This window comes from Pseudosulfitobacter pseudonitzschiae, assembly GCF_002222635.1.
GTDB classification, from domain to species: domain Bacteria; phylum Pseudomonadota; class Alphaproteobacteria; order Rhodobacterales; family Rhodobacteraceae; genus Pseudosulfitobacter; species Pseudosulfitobacter pseudonitzschiae_A.
Genome location: NZ_CP022415.1, coordinates 1474254 through 1492225 on the forward strand (window position 1 = coordinate 1474254; position 17972 = coordinate 1492225).

16 protein-coding genes and 1 tRNA gene are annotated in these 17972 nt (G+C 58.4%); 8 read left to right on the plus strand and 9 right to left on the minus strand.

Annotated features, from left to right (window positions below; all coding sequences use genetic code 11):
- Nucleotides 1-38: 38 nt before the first annotated feature.
- The 7 genes from SULPSESMR1_RS07140 to SULPSESMR1_RS07170 all read left to right on the plus strand — a co-directional run bounded on the left by SULPSESMR1_RS07140 (nucleotide 39) and on the right by SULPSESMR1_RS07170 (nucleotide 7272).
- On the plus strand, nucleotides 39-1247 hold the full coding sequence (locus SULPSESMR1_RS07140) for an SAM-dependent methyltransferase (protein ID WP_089422199.1): 1209 nt from the start codon (nucleotides 39-41) through the stop codon (nucleotides 1245-1247).
- A 51-nt stretch (nucleotides 1248-1298) separates the two neighbouring features.
- Nucleotides 1299-1739 carry a TrgA family protein gene (locus tag SULPSESMR1_RS07145; RefSeq protein WP_089420198.1) on the plus strand — a complete coding sequence of 147 codons (441 nt, stop codon included), beginning with the start codon at nucleotides 1299-1301 and terminating at the stop codon, nucleotides 1737-1739.
- A gap of 4 nt (nucleotides 1740-1743) precedes the next feature.
- Nucleotides 1744-2853, plus strand: a complete 1110-nt coding sequence (locus SULPSESMR1_RS07150; protein WP_089420199.1) for an NUDIX domain-containing protein — start codon at nucleotides 1744-1746, stop codon at nucleotides 2851-2853.
- A gap of 55 nt (nucleotides 2854-2908) precedes the next feature.
- Nucleotides 2909-3943: a cysteine synthase A gene (locus SULPSESMR1_RS07155; protein ID WP_089420200.1), complete on the plus strand. Its 1035-nt coding sequence runs from the start codon at nucleotides 2909-2911 to the stop codon at nucleotides 3941-3943.
- Entirely contained in the window at nucleotides 3943-6405 is a 2463-nt protein-coding gene (locus SULPSESMR1_RS07160) for a DUF3772 domain-containing protein (RefSeq protein ID WP_250161472.1), read from the plus strand. Before SULPSESMR1_RS07155 ends, SULPSESMR1_RS07160 begins: the two co-directional genes overlap by 1 nt.
- On the plus strand, nucleotides 6405-7124 hold the full coding sequence (locus tag SULPSESMR1_RS07165) for an alanyl-tRNA editing protein (RefSeq protein ID WP_089420201.1): 720 nt from the start codon (nucleotides 6405-6407) through the stop codon (nucleotides 7122-7124). The genes SULPSESMR1_RS07160 and SULPSESMR1_RS07165 overlap by 1 nt, the downstream gene beginning before the upstream one ends.
- A gap of 58 nt (nucleotides 7125-7182) precedes the next feature.
- Nucleotides 7183-7272 (plus strand) — tRNA-Ser (locus SULPSESMR1_RS07170).
- A 263-nt stretch (nucleotides 7273-7535) separates the two neighbouring features.
- Here SULPSESMR1_RS07170 and SULPSESMR1_RS07175 read toward each other — a convergent pair.
- From SULPSESMR1_RS07175 to SULPSESMR1_RS07215, 9 genes are all read right to left on the minus strand, one after another.
- Nucleotides 7536-9215: an amidohydrolase gene (locus tag SULPSESMR1_RS07175; protein ID WP_089422201.1), complete on the minus strand. Its 1680-nt coding sequence runs from the start codon at nucleotides 9213-9215 to the stop codon at nucleotides 7536-7538.
- 57 nt (nucleotides 9216-9272) lie between these two features.
- Nucleotides 9273-10298 (minus strand): extracellular solute-binding protein, encoded by a 1026-nt coding sequence (locus SULPSESMR1_RS07180; protein WP_089420202.1) that lies wholly within the window; start codon nucleotides 10296-10298, stop codon nucleotides 9273-9275.
- Nucleotides 10299-10328: 30 nt separating this feature from the next.
- Nucleotides 10329-11129 (minus strand): ABC transporter permease, encoded by an 801-nt coding sequence (locus SULPSESMR1_RS07185; RefSeq protein WP_089420203.1) that lies wholly within the window; start codon nucleotides 11127-11129, stop codon nucleotides 10329-10331.
- Nucleotides 11122-12054, minus strand: coding sequence for an ABC transporter permease (locus tag SULPSESMR1_RS07190; RefSeq protein ID WP_089420204.1), 933 nt, complete (start codon nucleotides 12052-12054; stop codon nucleotides 11122-11124). The genes SULPSESMR1_RS07185 and SULPSESMR1_RS07190 overlap by 8 nt, the downstream gene beginning before the upstream one ends.
- Nucleotide 12055: 1 nt before the next feature.
- Nucleotides 12056-13135 (minus strand): ABC transporter ATP-binding protein, encoded by a 1080-nt coding sequence (locus tag SULPSESMR1_RS07195; protein ID WP_275888350.1) that lies wholly within the window; start codon nucleotides 13133-13135, stop codon nucleotides 12056-12058.
- A 333-nt stretch (nucleotides 13136-13468) separates the two neighbouring features.
- Nucleotides 13469-13951: a MarR family winged helix-turn-helix transcriptional regulator gene (locus tag SULPSESMR1_RS07200; protein WP_089420206.1), complete on the minus strand. Its 483-nt coding sequence runs from the start codon at nucleotides 13949-13951 to the stop codon at nucleotides 13469-13471.
- A 1-nt stretch (nucleotide 13952) separates the two neighbouring features.
- Nucleotides 13953-15245 (minus strand): TRAP transporter large permease, encoded by a 1293-nt coding sequence (locus tag SULPSESMR1_RS07205; RefSeq protein ID WP_089420207.1) that lies wholly within the window; start codon nucleotides 15243-15245, stop codon nucleotides 13953-13955.
- Nucleotides 15242-15796 (minus strand): TRAP transporter small permease, encoded by a 555-nt coding sequence (locus SULPSESMR1_RS07210; protein WP_089420208.1) that lies wholly within the window; start codon nucleotides 15794-15796, stop codon nucleotides 15242-15244. Before SULPSESMR1_RS07210 ends, SULPSESMR1_RS07205 begins: the two co-directional genes overlap by 4 nt.
- 76 nt (nucleotides 15797-15872) lie before the next feature.
- Nucleotides 15873-16892 carry a TRAP transporter substrate-binding protein gene (locus SULPSESMR1_RS07215; protein WP_089420209.1) on the minus strand — a complete coding sequence of 340 codons (1020 nt, stop codon included), beginning with the start codon at nucleotides 16890-16892 and terminating at the stop codon, nucleotides 15873-15875.
- 288 nt (nucleotides 16893-17180) lie between these two features.
- Between SULPSESMR1_RS07215 and SULPSESMR1_RS07220 the strand changes: the two genes are divergently transcribed.
- The gene (locus SULPSESMR1_RS07220; RefSeq protein WP_089420210.1) at nucleotides 17181-17696 is read left to right on the plus strand and encodes a chemotaxis protein CheD; all 516 of its coding nucleotides are present in this window, start codon (nucleotides 17181-17183) and stop codon (nucleotides 17694-17696) included.
- The last annotated feature ends 276 nt before the right edge of the window (nucleotides 17697-17972 follow it).

Consider the following 17972-nt stretch of genomic DNA (forward strand, 5'->3'; position numbering starts at 1 on the left):
CACAAAGGCGCGGTTAGAATAACGACATGGACACCGATATGATCCTGACCACAACCGAAAGCCAAACCAATCTTCCCCGCTACTTCGCACGCGTCTTTGCCATGACCAAAAGCATGAACAACGGTCGCGTAGACTTTGTATTACCCGATGGCAGAACCTTTCGGGCCGAAGGGCAGAACCCCGGACCTGTGGCAGAACTGCGCATTCACAACAACGACCTGTTCGCCCGCCTGATCCGCGAGGGCGACTTGGGCTTTTGCGATGCCTATCTGGATGAATGGTGGTCAACGCCCGATTTGCAGGCGTTTATGGATCTGGTTCACGCCGACAACGACAGCATCTATGACGGTTTTCCGGGCATGGGTCTGGTGCGTATGGCCGAACAGTTCCGGTTCTGGCTACAGCGCAACCACAAGAAACAGGCGCGCAAGAACATCAGCTATCACTATGATCTGGGTAACGAATTTTACAGGCTGTGGTTGGATGACACGATGACCTATTCCTCGGCGCTTTTCGCCACCGGACAGGAAAGCCACGAGGCCGCGCAAATTGCCAAATACGCCAGCATGATCGACCAGATGGGCGCGCAACCGGGCGATCATATTCTGGAAATCGGCTGTGGTTGGGGTGGCTTTGCCGAATATGCCGCCAAGGAGCGCGGCCTGCGTGTAACGGGTCTGACCATCAGCAAAGAACAGATCAATTATGCCCGCGACCGCATTGAAAAGGCTGGACTTTCCGACATGGTCGACTTCAAGCTGCAGGATTATCGCGACGAAAAGGGCACCTATGACGGCATCGCCAGCATCGAGATGTTCGAGGCTGTGGGCGAAAAATACTGGCCTGCCTACTTCACCACCGTGCGCGACCGGCTGAAGCCGGGTAAGAATGCCACCTTGCAGATCATTACGGTGCAGGACCGCCGCTGGGAGGTCTACAAACGGGGTGTGGATTTCATTCAGAAATACATTTTTCCGGGCGGTATGCTGCCCAGCCCCAAGGCGCTGCGCGCGCAGGTCGTCAAAGCAGGGCTGAGCATTGAACGCTCGATCGAATTTGGCCCCAGCTACTCTATCAGCCTGCGCCGCTGGCATGACACGTTCAATGAACGCTGGGACCAGATTGCCGCGATGGGCTTTGACGACCGGTTTCGTCGGATGTGGAATTTTTACCTGACCTCTTGTGCTGCGACCTTTGAAAGTGCCAACTGCGACGTGACACAGATCACGATCAAACGGCCCGTCTGATAACGAGCCGGCATTTACCCCGCCAAAACGCGGGCAAATCGGGGGAAATTGATGCCCGACGCAGCACGGCTGGTTGCAGCCATATGTCTGGCCATTCTGGCCTTTGTCGTTTCGGGGCAAATTGTGCCCTTGATGCCGGAAAGCACTGATTTCGGTTACTTTCTTTATGTGAACATCATTCTTGGTGCACTGGTCGGCTGGTTCGTCATGGGCAGTCGCGCGGGGCGCGGTGTGACACCGGCGATCAACAACGGGCTGACCGGTGTGATGGTTTTTGTGCTGTGGGGGCTGTTCATTCAGGCCGTCAATGAAATGATCCGTCTGGCCATGCGCAACCGCTTTGACGGCCCGTTAGAGGCGATTGTAGCCACCTTTGAAATCGGGGCGAAATTCGGTTTGATCCTCTTGGTGCCCGTGGTTATTGCAACGTTGATTGTCGGGGCAGTTCTGGCAGGACTGGCAACAGAAGTTGCATGGCGAAAGTGGCGTTGATCGGATGAATAACCTGTTTTTCTACGGCTCGCTGCGGCATCTGCCGCTGCTTGAGGTTGTGCTGGGCATGCCCGCCGCTGATCTGGACATCTCGCAGGCGACGTTGCCGGATCATGCGGCAATGTCTGTCGACGAGGGGCCGTTTCCGACCATCTTGGCGCAGACTGGTGCTGCGGCCAGCGGCATTTTGGTGCATGGGCTAAGCGATGTGCAGATCGCGCGGCTGGATTTTTACGAGGGCGGCTTTGCATTTGATCTGCGGCAGGTCACGCTGGCAGACGGGCAGGGCGCGCGGGTTTACTTTCCTGCGACCGACAGGTTGACCACAACAGGGCCGTGGTCGCTGGCCACATGGCAGGCCGACTGGGCCGCTTTGTCGGTGATCGCCGCGCGCGAGGTTATGGGATATTTCGGGGAACGCGATGCGTCGGAAGTGGCGAGCATGTTCCCGATGATCCGTTCACGTGCCGTGGCACAGATGAACGCAGCGCGGTCCAAACATGGTGTGATGACCACACAGGGCAAAGTAGAAATCTTGGACCGGACAAGGGTTTACGCGGACTTCTTCGCCTTTGACGAGGTCACGTTGCGCCACGAGCAGTTCTCGGGCGGCATGACAGATCCACTGTTACGCGGCATCTTTATTGCCGCGGACGCAGCAATTGTGCTGCCCTATGATCCGGTGCGTGACCGCGTGATGTTGGTTGAACAAATCCGTATGGGTCCGCTGGGGCGCGGCGACCGCAGCCTGTGGCAGTTGGAACCTGTTGCAGGGCGCATCGACGCGGGCGAAACTGCCGAACAGGCCGCACTGCGCGAGGCACAGGAAGAGGCGAACCTGACCCTGACCCGTCTGCTGCCTGTGGCAGAAACCTACGCCTCGCCCGGCAATGCGACCGAATTTCATTACATCTATGTCGGTCTTGCCGATCTGCCTGACAACATCACCGGTGTGTCGGGCAAGGCCGAAGAATCCGAGGACATTCGCAGCCACATCATCAGTTTTGACGCGCTGATGCAGATGGTTGACACTATGCAAGCCGCCAACGCGCCACTGGTCGTCGCAGCCCTCTGGCTGGCACGCCATCGTGATCGCTTGCGCAAGCCCGCTTGAGAATACGGCCCCGCAGGGTTACATCCAATCAAAGACACCGCACGAGGAAACTGCCATGCGCATTGCAAACGATCTGGCCGAGGCCATTGGAAACACCCCGCTGATCAAACTGCGTCAGGCCAGTGAAGAAACCGGTTGTACCATTCTGGGCAAGGCCGAGTTCATGAACCCCGGCCAATCAGTCAAGGATCGTGCGGCCCTGTTCATCATCCGCGACGCCATCGCCCGCGGCGAACTGCGTCCGGGCGGCACCATTGTCGAGGGCACAGCCGGCAACACCGGCATCGGTCTGGCGCTGGTCGGCTCTTCTTTGGGCTTTCGCACCGTCATCGTGATCCCCGAAACGCAGAGTCAGGAAAAAAAAGACATGCTGCGTCTGGCTGGGGCAGAGCTGATACAGGTGCCCGCCGCGCCCTATCGTAATCCGAACAACTTTGTGCGCTATTCGGGTCGTTTGGCTGCCGAACTCGCCAAAACCGAACCAAATGGTGCAATCTGGGCCAATCAGTTCGACAACGTGGCAAACCGTCAGGCTCACGTCGAAACCACCGGCCCCGAGATATGGGAACAAACCGGCGGCAAGGTGGACGGTTTTGTCGCTGCCGTGGGGTCTGGTGGGACTTTGGCCGGTGTTGCCGAATCCCTCCAACCCAAGGGCGTAAAAATCGGTCTGGCTGACCCCGACGGGGCAGCGCTTTATAATTTCTACGATCACGGCAATCTGAGCGTGACCGACGGCTCTTCCATCAACGAAGGCATCGGGCAGGTGCGCATCACCAAGAACCTTGAAGGGTTTACGCCCAATTTTGCATGGAACATCCACGATGACGAAGCACTGCCCATCGTGTTTGATCTGCTTGAGCATGAAGGGCTGTGTCTGGGGGGGTCGTCCGGTATCAACGTGGCCGGTGCGATCCGCATGGCCCGCGAGATGGGTCCGGGGCATACCATTGTGACCATTCTGTGTGATTATGGCACACGCTATCAGTCCAAACTGTTCAACCCCGATTTCCTGCGCGAAAAGGGGCTGCCGGTTGCCGACTGGATGACCCAAGCACCGTCCAGCATTCCCGGCGTCTTCGAGGATTGATGATGCGCACCCTTTCCATTCTCTTGACAGCGTTGTTTCTGGCGCTGGGGTCTGTGGCTGCCGTATCACCTGTTTGGGCACAGCAGACTGCAGCCAACGCGCCGGATTATTCCGAATGGGAAGTGGTTGCCACACGGGCTGAAGAGGCCGTTGAATCCGCGCAAGCGTCGGACAGTGCGCTGACAACATTGCGGTCGCAAATCGCTGACTGGCGCGGTGAGTTTCAGACGCAACTGTCCGGCAACGACAGCCGAATTGCGACTTTGCGCGACCAGTTGGCAGCCTTGGGCGAGCCACCCGCCGATGGCGAGGGCGAAGAGGCACCCGAGATTGCGCAGCGCCGGGCCGAGTTGAACGAACAGCTGACACGACTGACCACGCCGCGCCGTTCGGCCGAAGAAGCGTTCAGCCGTGCCAATGGCATCATTTCCGAGATCGATTCGATCCTGCGTACACGTCAGGCCGACAAATTGCTCAACCGTGGACCCGCGCCGGTCAATCCGGCCCTGTGGGGCAGTGCGCTAAGCGATCTGGGCCAGTCCCTGCGCGCGGTCTGGGGCGGCACCTATCAAGCGTGGTCAACCCCCGCACGCCGCGAAGAGGCGCAGAACAACCTGCCGCTGGTGTTGGTGCTTGTGGCGCTGGCGGCTGTGCTTTTGGCGCGCTCGCGCACATGGAGCGAACAGGTTGCCGTGCGTCTGGCGCGACGTGACACACAGGCGCGCAGCGAATTTGCCGGATTTGTCGTGTCGCTGGGACAGATTATTTTCCCGCTGCTGGGCATTTATGCGCTGATCCGTGCGCTTGGGGCCACCCAGCTTTATGGCCCGCGCGGCGCGTTGTTTTTGCAGGTGCTGCCTGCGATGGGTATTTGCGTCTTTTTCGCCCGCTGGATCGGCAGCCGCATCTTTCCCGCAGCCCATGAGGTTAACAGCCCACTGGGTTTGAACGACGTGCGCCGCACCGAGGGGCGGCTTTATTCGATGCTGCTGGGCATCCTGCTGGCGGCCAACCTGCTGGTCATGAACCTGTCAGACTTTGACCGCTTTACTGCCGCTGCCGACAATGTCCTGTCGTTTCCGCTGATCGTGCTGGCCAGTGTGCTGACCTTTCGTGTGGGGCAATTGTTGCGCCACCACGACGCCGCCTTGGGCGGCAGTTCGCTGACCGAGGAAAACGCCTATCGCAACCGGCTGGTGTCGCTGCTGGGGCAGGCGGCAATGCTGGTGTCTGTCGTGGCGCCACTGCTGGCAGCCGCAGGCTATGTCACCGCCTCCGAGGCGCTGATCTATCCCGCGATCCTGTCGCTGGCGCTGTTCGCCACTATCGCCCTGCTGCAAGAAGCGGTGAACAACGCCTATGCGTTCTTCTCCAAGTCCCCGACCGGTGCCATCGGTCTGATGCCGACGCTGATCGGCTTTGTGCTGTTGCTGGCCTCGGTGCCGCTGTTTGCGCTGATCTGGGGCGCGCGGGTGACCGATCTGACCGAACTGTGGGCACGCGCACGGGCGGGCATCGCCATCGGCGACACTACGCTGTCACCGGGGTCTTTTGTAACGCTGATCGTGGTGTTCGTGGCCGGCATGTTCCTGACCCGCGCGCTGCAGGGTACGTTGAAGACATCGGTTCTGCCCAAGACCAAGATTGATCCGGGCGGCCAGATCGCAATGGTCTCGGGTGTGGGCTATGTCGGTATTTTTCTGGCCGCTTTGGTGGCGATCACCTCGGCGGGGATTGATCTGTCATCGCTGGCCATCGTTGCCGGTGCACTGTCCGTGGGTATCGGTTTTGGTCTGCAAAACATCGTCAGCAACTTTGTCTCGGGAATCATCCTGTTGATCGAACGCCCGATTTCGGAAGGCGACTGGATCGAGGTTGGCGGTCAGCAGGGCTATGTCCGCGATATATCCGTACGCTCGACGCGGATCGAAACCTTTGACCGCACAGATGTGATCGTGCCCAACGCCGATCTGGTCAGCGGAACAGTGACAAACTACACCCGCGGCAACACCGTGGGCCGTCTGATTTTGCAGGTTGGCGTGGCCTATGGCACCGACACCATGCGCGTTGACAACATCCTGCGCGAGATTGCGGGGGCACATCCGATGGTTTTGGCGAACCCTGCGCCCAACGTGCTTTTTATGGGGTTCGGCGCGGATGCGCTGGATTTCGAAATTCGCGCGATTTTGCGCGATGTGAACTGGGTGCTGGCGGTGCGCAACGATATGAACCACCAGATCGCTGCACGCTTCAAAGAGGAAAACATCGAGATTCCCTTTGCACAGCGCGACATCTGGCTGCGCAATCCAGAGGCATTGCAAGGTGGCGCGCAATCGTCCGAGCCCGTCAAATCCGAACCTGTCAAAATGGCAACCGGTGCCACACCCAAGGGGCAGCCGGACGAAACGTTGAACGATTCAGATCCCGACGCGGGCGCCCCAGATACACCGGACCGTGCCTGATGACCCACATGCTGTTTCGCGATGACGCCTATCTGCGGGACGCAGACGCACGTGTGGTGGCCCATACCCCAGAGGGGGGCGTGGTGCTGGACACCACGGTTTTCTACCCCACAGGAGGTGGACAACCCGGTGACAGCGGTGTGTTGGAGTGGGACGGCCAGCGGGTGCCCATTGCCACCACGCTCAAGGCACAAGACGACCAGATCGCCCTTGTTCCTGCCGAGCCGCAGCCGCTGCCGTGTATCGGCACCTATGTCACGCAATCGCTGGACTGGGACCGCCGCCACCGCCACATGCGCGTGCACACGGCATTGCATCTGCTGTCGGTGGTCGTGCCCTTTGGTGTCACTGGCGGGGCGATCAGTGCCAACCACGGGCGGCTGGATTTCGACATGGCCGATGCCCCCGAAGACAGGGCAGCCATCGAAGATGCGTTAAACTATTATGTGATGGAAGATGCGCAGGTGTCCGAAGACTGGATGAGCGCCAAAGAACTGGACGCAAACCCCAGATTGATCAAGACAATGGCCGTAAAACCGCCACGCGGGGCAGGGCGGGTGCGGTTGGTGCGCATCGGGGACAAAGCTTCTGCCATCGACGTGCAACCCTGTGGAGGCACCCATGTGGCGCGGACCGGCGAAATCGGCCAATTGCGTCTGGGAAAGATCGAGAAAAAGGGCCGGATGAACCGCCGCATCTACATTCATCTCGACAACTGACAATCTGGCCCGATTGCCTCTTGCAAACGCTGTCCGTCCCACGCTATGTCGCCCGAACGGAGCGGTGGCCGAGTGGTCGAAGGCGCACGCCTGGAAAGTGTGTAGGCGGGAGACCGTCTCCAGGGTTCGAATCCCTGTCGCTCCGCCATCATGCCTTTTTGTTGGGTTTGAATGGGCCGCCTTTGGCGGCCTTTTTGCCGCGCGGCGTAAGGCTTTGAGCGCTCGGCCCTATGCTGGCCAAGCCGCCGCACATCGAAAATTCGGTTGGCATACATTGCGGGGTTAAAGCGCGTTCTTCAGCCCTTTGATTACCTTCCGGTCACGTTGTTGATCACGGGCAAACGGCGAATGCCTTTGTCAGCAGAGGGATAGATTGGTGGCCCTGTGCAAGATCACATGACCACCAGTTGTTCACTGGGCGTAGAAGGTCACCTGACCATCGCAGACAGTCATCACTGCACGGGCCTGTGTGATGTCGGCGGGGTCCAGCGTGGTCACATCATGGCTGAGGATTGCCACATCGGCCATCATGCCTGCCTTGAGCTTGCCCTTGCGATCTTCGTTGAACTCGACCCATGCGTTGTCGCGGGTATAGCTGGCCAGCGTGTCGGTCAGGCTTTGCGTCTGGTTGCGCCACTTCGGCCCCAGATCCATAGGTGCGATCGCGGCCTTGATATTGTCCATGACGCTGATCGGGATCACCGGCCAGTCGGTCGAAAAGATCACTGCCGCCCCCGTGTCGCGGATGTCCTGCCAGGCATAGGCGCCGGCGATCTGGTCGTCGTGCAAATATTGCCCCACGCCGCTGGGTGGAAAGATATGACCGCGCGGCGCATGGCCGGGCTGGATCGACGCCACAATGCCCAACCCGGCCAGACGCGGGATGTCATCGGTGTGCATGACCTCAAGGTGTTCAATGCGGTGGCGGCTGTCGCGCGCACCGTTGGCCTTTTGTGCAGCCTCATAGGCGTCGATGGTGCGCCGCACGCCTGCGTCACCGATTGCATGAACCGCGATCTGGAAACCCAGTCGGTCTGCCTCGACAGCGCAGGCGACAAAATGCTCTTGGGTGAACACTTCATCGCCGGTGTTGCCATCTGCACCCAGATCGCCGGGATAGGGGCGCAGCATCAGCGCTGTGCCGCTTTCGATCACCCCGTCGATAAACATTTTCACACGGTTGCACCGCAGTTTATCGCCCTGAAAACGCGCGCGCATTTCCGGCGCGTCGCGGGTCATCCGGTCAAGCGGGTCGGTGCCTTTCATGTGAAAGGGCACTTCGCAACGGCACAGCAGGCGGCCTTCGGTCTCAAGCTCGCTCAGCAGTTCCAATTGGTAGGTATTGCCATCCATCAAATGCAGGCTGGTGATGCCCTGTTCGGCGCAATGTTTCAGGCCGGCCTCGATGACATCCTTGTCCATCTCGCGCTGGTCTTTGGTGGCGGGAGGCACCGGATCTTTGCCGGTGGTCAGCCCCATCATCTCGCGGCCTGCGTGGCGCGTCATCGCAAGGATCGGACCATAGGCGCCGGGTTCCAGAAGCTCGCCACTGGCCAGTCCGTCATCCGCCATCACGATCTGCGATCCGGCATCGACAGTGCCACCCTGCAGCAACCCCGCCGCCTTGAGGGCAGCGGTATTGGCCCAGACGGTGTGGTGATCGGGCGCAAACATTGCCAAGGGGCGGTCGGGCAGGATCGTATCAAGATCATGGCGCGTCAGCGTGTGGCCGGTGCCAAGGATGCCGTAGTCAGCCATCACACAGAACACCAGCGCGTCATCAGGATTGGCATCGGCATAGGGCACGATCGCCTGCTTCATTTCGTCCAAGCCATTTACACCATAAAGGCTGAGTTGCGACAGTTCGACCGAGCCGCCGAACAGATGCACGTGACTGTCGATAAAGCCCGGCAGCACGGTGCCGCCTTTGGCGTCGATCATACGGGTGTCGTCATTGCCCAACCCCTTGACCATAGCATCATCGCCAATGGCGGTGATCCGTCCATTGGAAATGGCCAAGGCCTGTGCCTGCGGCAGATCGGGGTCAAAGGTGATCAGGTGGCCATTGTAGATGATGATGTCAGCAGTCATGTGCGCCTCGTAAAAGAAAAACGCGGCCCCCATTATGAGGGGCCGCGCGGGGTTTGCTTATTTCAGAAGTTCTGTCCAGATCGCTGTATACAGCTTGGTCGCTGCGGGCGAGCAAGTGCGGGCGATATATGCGGCACCCTTCAACTCCTCGGGGACCACAACTTCGGGCGCTGTTTTCATGTCCGCCGGCAGAAATTCTTCCGAGCCCGCGATGCCGTTGGCATAACGTGCAAATGTCGACAACATGGCCGCGTTTTCGGGGTCCATGATGAAGTTCAGGAAGGTCTTGGCGTTGTCGACGTTCTGGGCGTCGGCAAGAATGGCCGCGTTGTCCATCCAGACCGGATAACCTTCTTGCGGATAGCCAAATGCGATGTCCGCATTTTCAACCCGTGCACGGAACGACGCGCCGTTCCAGTTCACACCGGCGGACAGATCGCCCTTGGCGAATTTTTCGATATTGCCATAGTCCATCGACAGCCAGAACGGCTTGGCCGCTTGCATGACGTCGCGGACTTTCATCAGCGTTTCTTTGTCTTCGGTACATTGTTCGCCACCGACATAGTGGATCGCCATGCCCATCACGTCGTTCATTTCGGGAACCACGTTGATCTTGCCTTTCAACTCTTCGGGCGGATCAAAGATCACGGCAGCGGTGTTGATGTCGCCACCATAGACGGCGGTGTTCACAGTCACACCCACGGTGCCCCATTGCCACGGCACGGTGTAATTGCGGCCGGGGTCAAACTCCACATCAACCCACTGCGGGTCCATGTTCTTGAAGTTTTCCATTTCGTTGGGTTTGGATTCCATCAGCAGACCTTCTTTGATGAAGATCGGCACGTAAGTTCCTGATGGAACGACAATATCAAATCCGTGGCCACCAGCTTTGATCTTGGCCAATGCAGTATCGTTGCTGTCGTAATCGGTGATCGTCACCTTGATGCCGGTTTCGGCTTCAAACTTCTCGATCATCTCGGGGCTGGTGTAGTTACCCCAGTTGTAGATATTCAGCGTGCCCTCGGCAAAAGCCGGGCTGCTGATCGCCATCAAGGCGGCGATGCTTGTCAGTGTCTTTTTCATTTTCAGACTCCCAGTTGGTGTTTTTATGGTTCAGGTCTTTAGTTTGCTGAGCGCGGTAAAGGCGACGACCATCGTCACCGAAATCCCCAGCAGGACGGTCGAGATCGCGTTGACCTCGGGCGTTACGACGCGGCGCAATTGCCCCAGCATATAAGTGGGAAGCGTATCTTGCCCGGCAGATTTTACAAACTCCGTGATCACCACGTCGTCCAGACTGATCACGAATGCCAGCATCGCCCCCGCAAGGATACCTGGCCACAGTTGCGGCAGGGTAATGCGCGTAAAGACACGGAAAGGCGGCGCATAAAGATCGGCGGCGGCCTGTTCCAGCGCCAGATCCATCCCGATCAGCCGCGCACGGATCGGCAGATAGGCAAAGGGGATGCAGAACGCGGTGTGGGCAATGATCAGGTACAAAAGGCCGGTGTACCCCGTGGCCACCTTGATCATCGCAAAGAAGATCAACAGCGCCACGGCGGTTACAATCTCGGGCACCATCAGTGGTTGGTTGATCATGGCAAAGACCACCGACTGACCTTTAAACTTCCGCGTGCGGGTGGTGGCAAGGGCAGCCAGAACCGCCAGCGTGGTTGAAATGCCTGAGGCCCAGAAGGCGATGACCAGACTGCGCACGGTGGCCTCTTGTACCTGTTGGTTGTCCCAAGCAGAGACATACCAGCGCCAAGAGAAACCTTCCCAGATCGCGATCGAGGTGCCGGAGTTGAACGAATAGATCACCAGCAGAAAAATCGGCATGTAAAGCAGCACGAAAGTGACCGCCGCGATCGTCTTGAACCCCGGCATATGTTGAATATCAAAGCGTTTAGCCATGTCGGGGGGCCTCGTCTCCTGCGGTGCGCACATAAGCCATCAGCGCCACCATTACGATTGCAAGCAGCGTGATCGACAAGGCTGCCCCCAGCGGCCAGTTGCGGCCCTGTCCGAACTGCAACTCGATCAGGTTACCGATCATCAACTGGTTGCCGCCACCCATCACACGCGGCGTGACATAGGCACCCAACGAAGGCACAAAGACCAGAATTGACCCCGCAATTACCCCCGGTTTGACCAGCGGCAGGATGATACGCTTCAACACCCGCATCCGCGTGGCATAAAGATCATAGCCCGCCTCAACCAAGGAGAAATCCAGCCGTTCCATCGACGCATACATCGGCAGAACCATCAGCGGCAGATAGACATAGATCATGCCCACAAGGATGGAAAATTCGGTGAACAGCATCTGGATTGGCTCGTCGATGATGCCGGTCCACATCAGCAGCGTGTTCAGCGTGCCTTCGTTGCGGATCAGTTCGACGACGGCAAAGGTGCGGATCAGGATGTTGGTCCAGAACGGGATGATAATCAGCAACATCCACATATCGCGTTGGTGCTTGGGCCGTGTCGCGATGAAATAGGCGGTGGGAAAGCCAAAAACGATACAGCCCACGGTGGTCATCAGCGACAGCTTTACCGACCGCCAGAAAATCGACAGATGCGCGTCGGACCAACTAAGCGTGTCGTCAAAGATGTCGCGCTGCAAGATGACATTGAACCAAGCATCCGCAGAGGGCTGCCAGATGACGCCACCATATTCACCCGGTGTCAGGATCGAATAGACCAGCGTGATCAGCAGCGGACCAGAGGCGGCAAAGAGCAGCACCAGAAGCACCGGAGCCAGCAACAGCCAGCGCACGCGGCTGGCGCGTTTTTCAACGTCGTTGGCAAGCGGCGTGGCGGGGTGAGAGATATCTGTCATATCAGTCTCTCAGAACCTGCCCGACACCGGGCGCAAAGTGGATGCCAATACGATCGCCTGTGGCAAAGCCGGCGGTCTCGTCGGGGCGGTTCTGGCGGCGCACAACAAAGCCTGTGCCGTCGTCCAGAGCGATATGGTAATGGGTGTCAGTGCCGAAATAGACGATCTCGGACAGCGTTCCTGGCAGCAACCCGTCGGCTTCGGTTGCAATGCTGGCGTGTTCGGGGCGCACGGCCAATGTCACTTTGCCCTGCATGGATTCACCCTCTGGCATCCGCGCGGTGATCGTCTTGCCCGACGACAGGGTCACATCAGCTTCGGCACCATTGTTCGTGGCGACGTGCGCGGGGACAAAATTCGTGTCCCCGATGAAATCCGCCACAAAGCGTTCGGCGGGATGGTCATAGATGGCACGTGGCCCGCCGATCTGGCGAATGGTGCCCGCGCTCATCACCGCGATGCGGTCGGACATGGTCAGCGCTTCTTCCTGATCATGGGTGACAAAGATAAAGGTGATGCCAGTTTCCATTTGCAGGCGTTTAAGCTCCAGCTGCATGTCCTTGCGCAGCTTGAAGTCCAAGGCGCTTAGCGGTTCGTCCAGCAGCAAAACCTTGGGGCGCGGCGCCAGCGCGCGGGCCAACGCCACCCGCTGCTGCTGGCCGCCGGAAATCTGGCCGGTCTGGCGGTCGGCCATCTGGCTCATCTTTACCAGCTCCATCATCTCGCCGACAGTTTGTTTGATCTCGTCCTTGGGCTTGCCCAGCATTTCCAGACCAAAGCCAATATTCTGCGCCACCGTCAGGTGCGGAAACAACGCATAGCTTTGAAACACCGTATTCACGGGGCGCCTGTAGGGGGGCAAGTTCGACAGGTCTTCGCCGTGCATCTTCAGACTGCCAGAAGTGGGGTGTTCAAACCCGGCGATCATCCGCAGCAGCGTGGTTTTGCCACAGCCCGATGGCCCCAAAAGGGTGAAGAACTCATTGTCCTGAATGTCGATACTGGCATCTGCCAACGCGACAACCTCGGGCGAGCCGGGGTAAACTTTGCGAAGGTTGCGCACACTGATTGCTGCGGTCACGTGAGTTTTCTCCCTGAGGTAGAAGTTCGTTGACTTCACCTTTTCTAAGCTATGGCTTGAGTGCGATCTTGCTTGTTGCCCCCGGCTTGATCTGAAACAAACCACCTGCATTGCGATGGTTTACCAAGCTTGAAGCACTGCACCGTACCAATTTGATCAAATGTTAGACCGCAAAATTTATTTCTGCAACGAGAGTCCGCGCCGAAGTCGAGATTTTGGGACAGGGCCTCTGTCCTGCCTGATTTTGATGCAACCGCAGCAACGGACAATGGCAAGAGCAGGATCAGCCTTCGGAAGCGGCCACAAAATCATTTCGACCTTGGGGCGGGCTGGTCAATCCTTTGTGGTCTGGTCCTGCTCTGTCAGATTGACCGCCATCTGCTCCAACCCCTCGCGCAGGGTCGCCATACTTTGCGGGCTCAGGCCCTTGGTCATTCGTGCCTCGTGGCGGTTCACTTCGACCTCGAGCAAGGATAACCTGCGCAGACCCTCGTCGGTCAGATAGACCCGCCGCACGCGCCGGTCTTCGGCTGCGGGCTTGCGGACCAGCCAGCCCTCGTGTGTCAGTGTTTCGATGATCGGAACCAGACTGGACCGATCGAGGAATATCGCTTCGGCCAGTCGGATTTGCGCGATGCCGGGGTTTGCAGCAATGATCTTGAGCATCCCGTAGTATCGCGGTGCGCTGCCAAAGTCTGTGATCACCTTCTCGAAGCGTTTATAGGCCAGAATCTGCAACTGCCGTATCCGAAACGACACCCGATCCTGCAAATCTTGCGGGATCAGGGCGGTGTCGGTTTCGGGCAGTGGGAACATATCAGTTCATGCTGCCCGGCAGGAACAGAACGATGGCCGGAAAGGCAATCAGCAAGAGCAACCGCAGAACATCGACCAACACAAAGGGCAGAACCCCCTTGAAGATCGTGGGCAGGCTGACACGTGTGGCGATCGAATTGATCACAAAGACGTTCATGCCGATGGGCGGCGTGATCAGGCCCAGTTCGACCGTCATGACGATGATGATGCCGAACCAGATCGGATCAAATCCCAGCTCGGTGATGACCGGAAAGACGATGGGCACCATCAGAATGATCATGGCCATCGCATCCAGAAAACAGCCCAGTACCAGAAACAGCAACATGATCAAAAGCAGCGTGCCATAGCGGCCCGCGCCCAAATCCAACAGGAATTGTGTCAGGTCCTGGGGCACCTGCGTGATCGCCAGAAAATATCCGAACAGCGTCGCACCGATCAGCACCACATAGATGGCAACCGATGTGCGCAGAGCTTCGACCAGGCAATCCAGCAGCTTGGCCAAATTCAGTCGTCGCCGCACGAACCCGATCAGCGCGGTCAGAAATGCGCCCGCCGCCGCTGCTTCGGTTGCGGTGACGATGCCAAAGTAGATCGACACAATCACGGCGATGAACAGCAGACCCACGGCCCAGACTCCGCGCAGCGATGCGAATGCATCGAGGAACGAGAATGTATCGCTGGCGGGCAGGGTGCGCGCGTACCAGATGCGCACGGTGGCCATATACATGAACACCGCCAGAATACCGGGCACGATGCCTGCAATAAACAAGGTGCCGATGTCCTGTTCGGTGATAAACCCGTAGATCGCCAGCACCACAGAGGGCGGGATCAGAATGCCCAAGGTGCCGCCTGCCGCGATGATACCGGTCGAGGCATCATCGGGATAGCCGGCCTTCTTCATTTCGGGATAGGCAATCTTGGTCATTGTGGCGGCTGTGGCCACCGATGAACCGCAAATCGCGGCAAAGCCTGCACAAGCGCCAACCGTCGCCAGCCCCAGACCGCCACGAAAGCCGCCCAGCCAAGCACGTCCCGTGCGAAACAGCTCGGATGACATGCCCGAGTTGGTCGCCAAAACCCCCATCAGGACAAAAAACGGTATCAGTGTCAGGTTGAAATCCGTGATGGTGCTGATCGGTGACTGTGCCAGCAGGTTCAGTGCAGGTTTCATGCCCACCACCGCGCCAAAGCCGCCAATACCCACCAACCCCATCGCCACCCCGATCGGCACACGTAGGATCATCAATGCAAACAAAACCACAAAGCCGCCGCCGGCCACCCATTCACCGCTCATTTTTGATCACTGTCCTGCAGAAGTGTTTCGTCAAAGGCGTCGAATTCGCCCAGATCACGGCCATCGCGCACAATAATCACCAGCCGCACTGCGGTGGTGAACAGCGCCGCCACCATCCCCAGCCAGATCGCTGCGAAAAACGGCCAGTGGGCCAGACGCAACTCCATCGTCACGTCGCCACCGCCCATCGCATCCATCACCCGTTCACCGATTTTCCATGTCAGCAGCGCGGTAAAGCCCAACAGCACAAGCCAGGCAAAGCCGTTGATCGCAATTTGCACCGGCTTGGGCACGGACAATGCCAGCAAATCAACCTTGATATGGGTGCCGTGAAATCCAAGACTGGCCAGCCCCCATGCAATCGCAATCCCCAGTACCAGCCGCGAGACGTCAAAAACATCCGGCACCGGACGGGCAAAGCCATAACGCCCGATGGCCGACACCACGATCAGCACCGTGACAAGGCCCAGCATGATGCCCGCAACCCGTTCGATATTTTGGATAATTTTGCCGACAATCCGGTTGCCGTCGCCACGCCGCTCGGTGGACATAAACCGCTTCCTTTCCACGGGTTCAGAGCCGCGCGGCACCTGTTGGGTGTGCCGCGCGGCCTGTTTTCAGGCGTGATCAGTAACGCGCGTCGTTCGCTTCAAGCGATTTGACGAACCCGTCAAAGATCGCATCAGCGTCGCCACCGGCAGCCGTAACGTTGTCGCGCCATTCGGCGATCAACGGTTCGGCTGCGGTGCGCCATGCAGCGACTTCTTCTTCGGTCGGCACGTTCAACGTCTGTTCGGAATCAGCGATCAGCTTTTCACGGGCGGCCATGTCATCGTCAAACCAGCCTTGGGCCACATTCGAAGACCACTCGGGCGTGCAATGGCTGTCGATCACAGCCTTGTCCGCATCAGACAGGCCCGCATAGCTGTCGGGGTTCATCAACAGAATCTGTGCCGACATATAAAACGGCATATCAAGATGCTGCTGGACTTCGTCGGTCAGTTTGAAGTCGTACATCGCACCCCACGGGAATGTCACAGCCTCGGCTGTGCCGCGCGACAGGGCCTCGCGAACTTCGGGTGCTGGCACCTGAACCGGTCCGCCGCCCAGCAGGCTGACGAAACGTGCCATCGTGGCGTGTGCAGGTCGGATGTTTTTGCCCTTGATGCCTTCGGGTGCGGTGATCTTGTCCTTGGAGTGCAGCGTGCCGGGGGCATGGGGATGCACAAAGCATACCTTTACATCCGGCATTTCCGCAGGGGCGCCAAATTCGGCGTACCATTCGTGGATCGCCTTGGCCCCGCGCACGGAATCGTCGACCAGAAACGGCACTTCGGTCAGGGCATAAATCGGAAAACGACCCGCAGTATAGCCGGGGTTGACCCATGCAAAATCGACGATGCCCTGCTTGACCATATCGTAATGGTCAGGTGCCTTGCCCAGTTGTTGTGCCGGAAAAACCTGAATGGCAATGCGCCCTTCCGAGGCCTCTTCGACGTCTTTGGCCCAAGGCGTGATACCTTTGGACGCGGGCGCGATGCCTTCGGGCACCCAATGCGACAAACGCAATGTGGTATCTTGTGCAAACAGTGTTGCGGGCGCGACAATGGCCAAAGCCGCAACGCGAGCGATATTTTTAAACTTCATGATAATCCTCCCTAACGAGACCTGTGATCCTCCCACGATCCCGAAATTGATGGATATCAAACATTCGTGCACAATCAAGTTTAATCGCGTGGATTTGGCGGGTTTCCATGCGATACGGTAAAACTCAGCAGGTAGATTAAGCGCCCGTTCACGCATTGACGTCATAACAGGTTTATAATGGCAATCGTGCCTGAAATCTGTCTGGGACTGCACGTTGCGGATGCTGAACACCTTGTGCCACTGCCTTGAGAAACCTTCCGGGCCCGCACCTTTGAGGGATGCTTCGGCATGAAAGAAACACGCATGCACATCACTCAAGGTCAACACGCGGCGTCGTGCGATCCCGATGTGGTGATCACCACGCTTCTCGGGTCTTGCGTGGCCTGCTGCCTGTGGGATCCCGACGCAAAGGTGGGCGGGATGAACCACATGCTGTTAACCGTGCGCGGCGATGCCAGCCTGAGCGACAATTTGATTGGCATCAACGCGATGGAAGTGTTGATCAACGAGTTGATCAAAGCCGGCGCCCGGCGGGAGTCGCTGCGCGGTAAAGCTTTTGGCGGTGCCCGCATGGTGAACGGTCTTTCAGACATCGGAGAGGCGAATGCCCAGTTCACGCTAGATTTTCTGGCGCGTGAGGGCATCACCTGCGACGGTCATTCTTTTGGCGGCACAAATGCCCGCAACATCCGGTTCTGGCCTGCAACAGGCCGCGTGCTGCAACGCATCTCGACCGATATTATTGACGAGCCACGGACAAGTGTTCAGACCCCACCCAAGGGCAATGATCTTGAGCTGTTCTAGCCGGAGTTGGGCGAAGGGGCCGTGCCAGCAAATGGGGCAAGGGTGATCCACGAGAAGTTCTGACGTTTGAAATACGAGTTTGGCGGCGAAGAACGCCACCGGACAGAGATTGTCAGCAGCTTGCTCGCGCATAGCATTTCGGCAGGTGTTTCAAAATGCCGGTTCAATCACATTATTCGTCCTGTTCTTAGGCGATCCAACCTTCTGAGGTCACCGCGTGACCTGAATGTGCCAGAGCACGCGCGCAGCTTGTATCGCATCGCCGCGCGCAAGTGC

Excerpts from the sequence above, each read along its gene's own strand:
- SULPSESMR1_RS07210 (WP_089420208.1), bottom strand. The coding sequence starts at position 15,796 with ATGTCCACCGAGCGGCGTGGCGACGGCAACCGGATTGTCGGCAAAATT.
- SULPSESMR1_RS07205 (WP_089420207.1), bottom strand. The coding sequence starts at position 15,245 with ATGAGCGGTGAATGGGTGGCCGGCGGCGGCTTTGTGGTTTTGTTTGCA.
- SULPSESMR1_RS07145 (WP_089420198.1), top strand. The coding sequence starts at position 1,299 with ATGCCCGACGCAGCACGGCTGGTTGCAGCCATATGTCTGGCCATTCTG.
- SULPSESMR1_RS07160 (WP_250161472.1), top strand. The coding sequence starts at position 3,943 with ATGATGCGCACCCTTTCCATTCTCTTGACAGCGTTGTTTCTGGCGCTG.
- SULPSESMR1_RS07200 (WP_089420206.1), bottom strand. The coding sequence starts at position 13,951 with ATGTTCCCACTGCCCGAAACCGACACCGCCCTGATCCCGCAAGATTTG.
- SULPSESMR1_RS07215 (WP_089420209.1), bottom strand. The coding sequence starts at position 16,892 with ATGAAGTTTAAAAATATCGCTCGCGTTGCGGCTTTGGCCATTGTCGCG.
- SULPSESMR1_RS07220 (WP_089420210.1), top strand. The coding sequence starts at position 17,181 with ATGAAAGAAACACGCATGCACATCACTCAAGGTCAACACGCGGCGTCG.
- SULPSESMR1_RS07185 (WP_089420203.1), bottom strand. The coding sequence starts at position 11,129 with ATGGCTAAACGCTTTGATATTCAACATATGCCGGGGTTCAAGACGATC.
- SULPSESMR1_RS07180 (WP_089420202.1), bottom strand. The coding sequence starts at position 10,298 with ATGAAAAAGACACTGACAAGCATCGCCGCCTTGATGGCGATCAGCAGC.
- SULPSESMR1_RS07190 (WP_089420204.1), bottom strand. The coding sequence starts at position 12,054 with ATGACAGATATCTCTCACCCCGCCACGCCGCTTGCCAACGACGTTGAA.
- SULPSESMR1_RS07155 (WP_089420200.1), top strand. The coding sequence starts at position 2,909 with ATGCGCATTGCAAACGATCTGGCCGAGGCCATTGGAAACACCCCGCTG.
- SULPSESMR1_RS07165 (WP_089420201.1), top strand. The coding sequence starts at position 6,405 with ATGACCCACATGCTGTTTCGCGATGACGCCTATCTGCGGGACGCAGAC.
- SULPSESMR1_RS07140 (WP_089422199.1), top strand. The coding sequence starts at position 39 with ATGATCCTGACCACAACCGAAAGCCAAACCAATCTTCCCCGCTACTTC.
- SULPSESMR1_RS07150 (WP_089420199.1), top strand. The coding sequence starts at position 1,744 with ATGAATAACCTGTTTTTCTACGGCTCGCTGCGGCATCTGCCGCTGCTT.
- SULPSESMR1_RS07175 (WP_089422201.1), bottom strand. The coding sequence starts at position 9,215 with ATGACTGCTGACATCATCATCTACAATGGCCACCTGATCACCTTTGAC.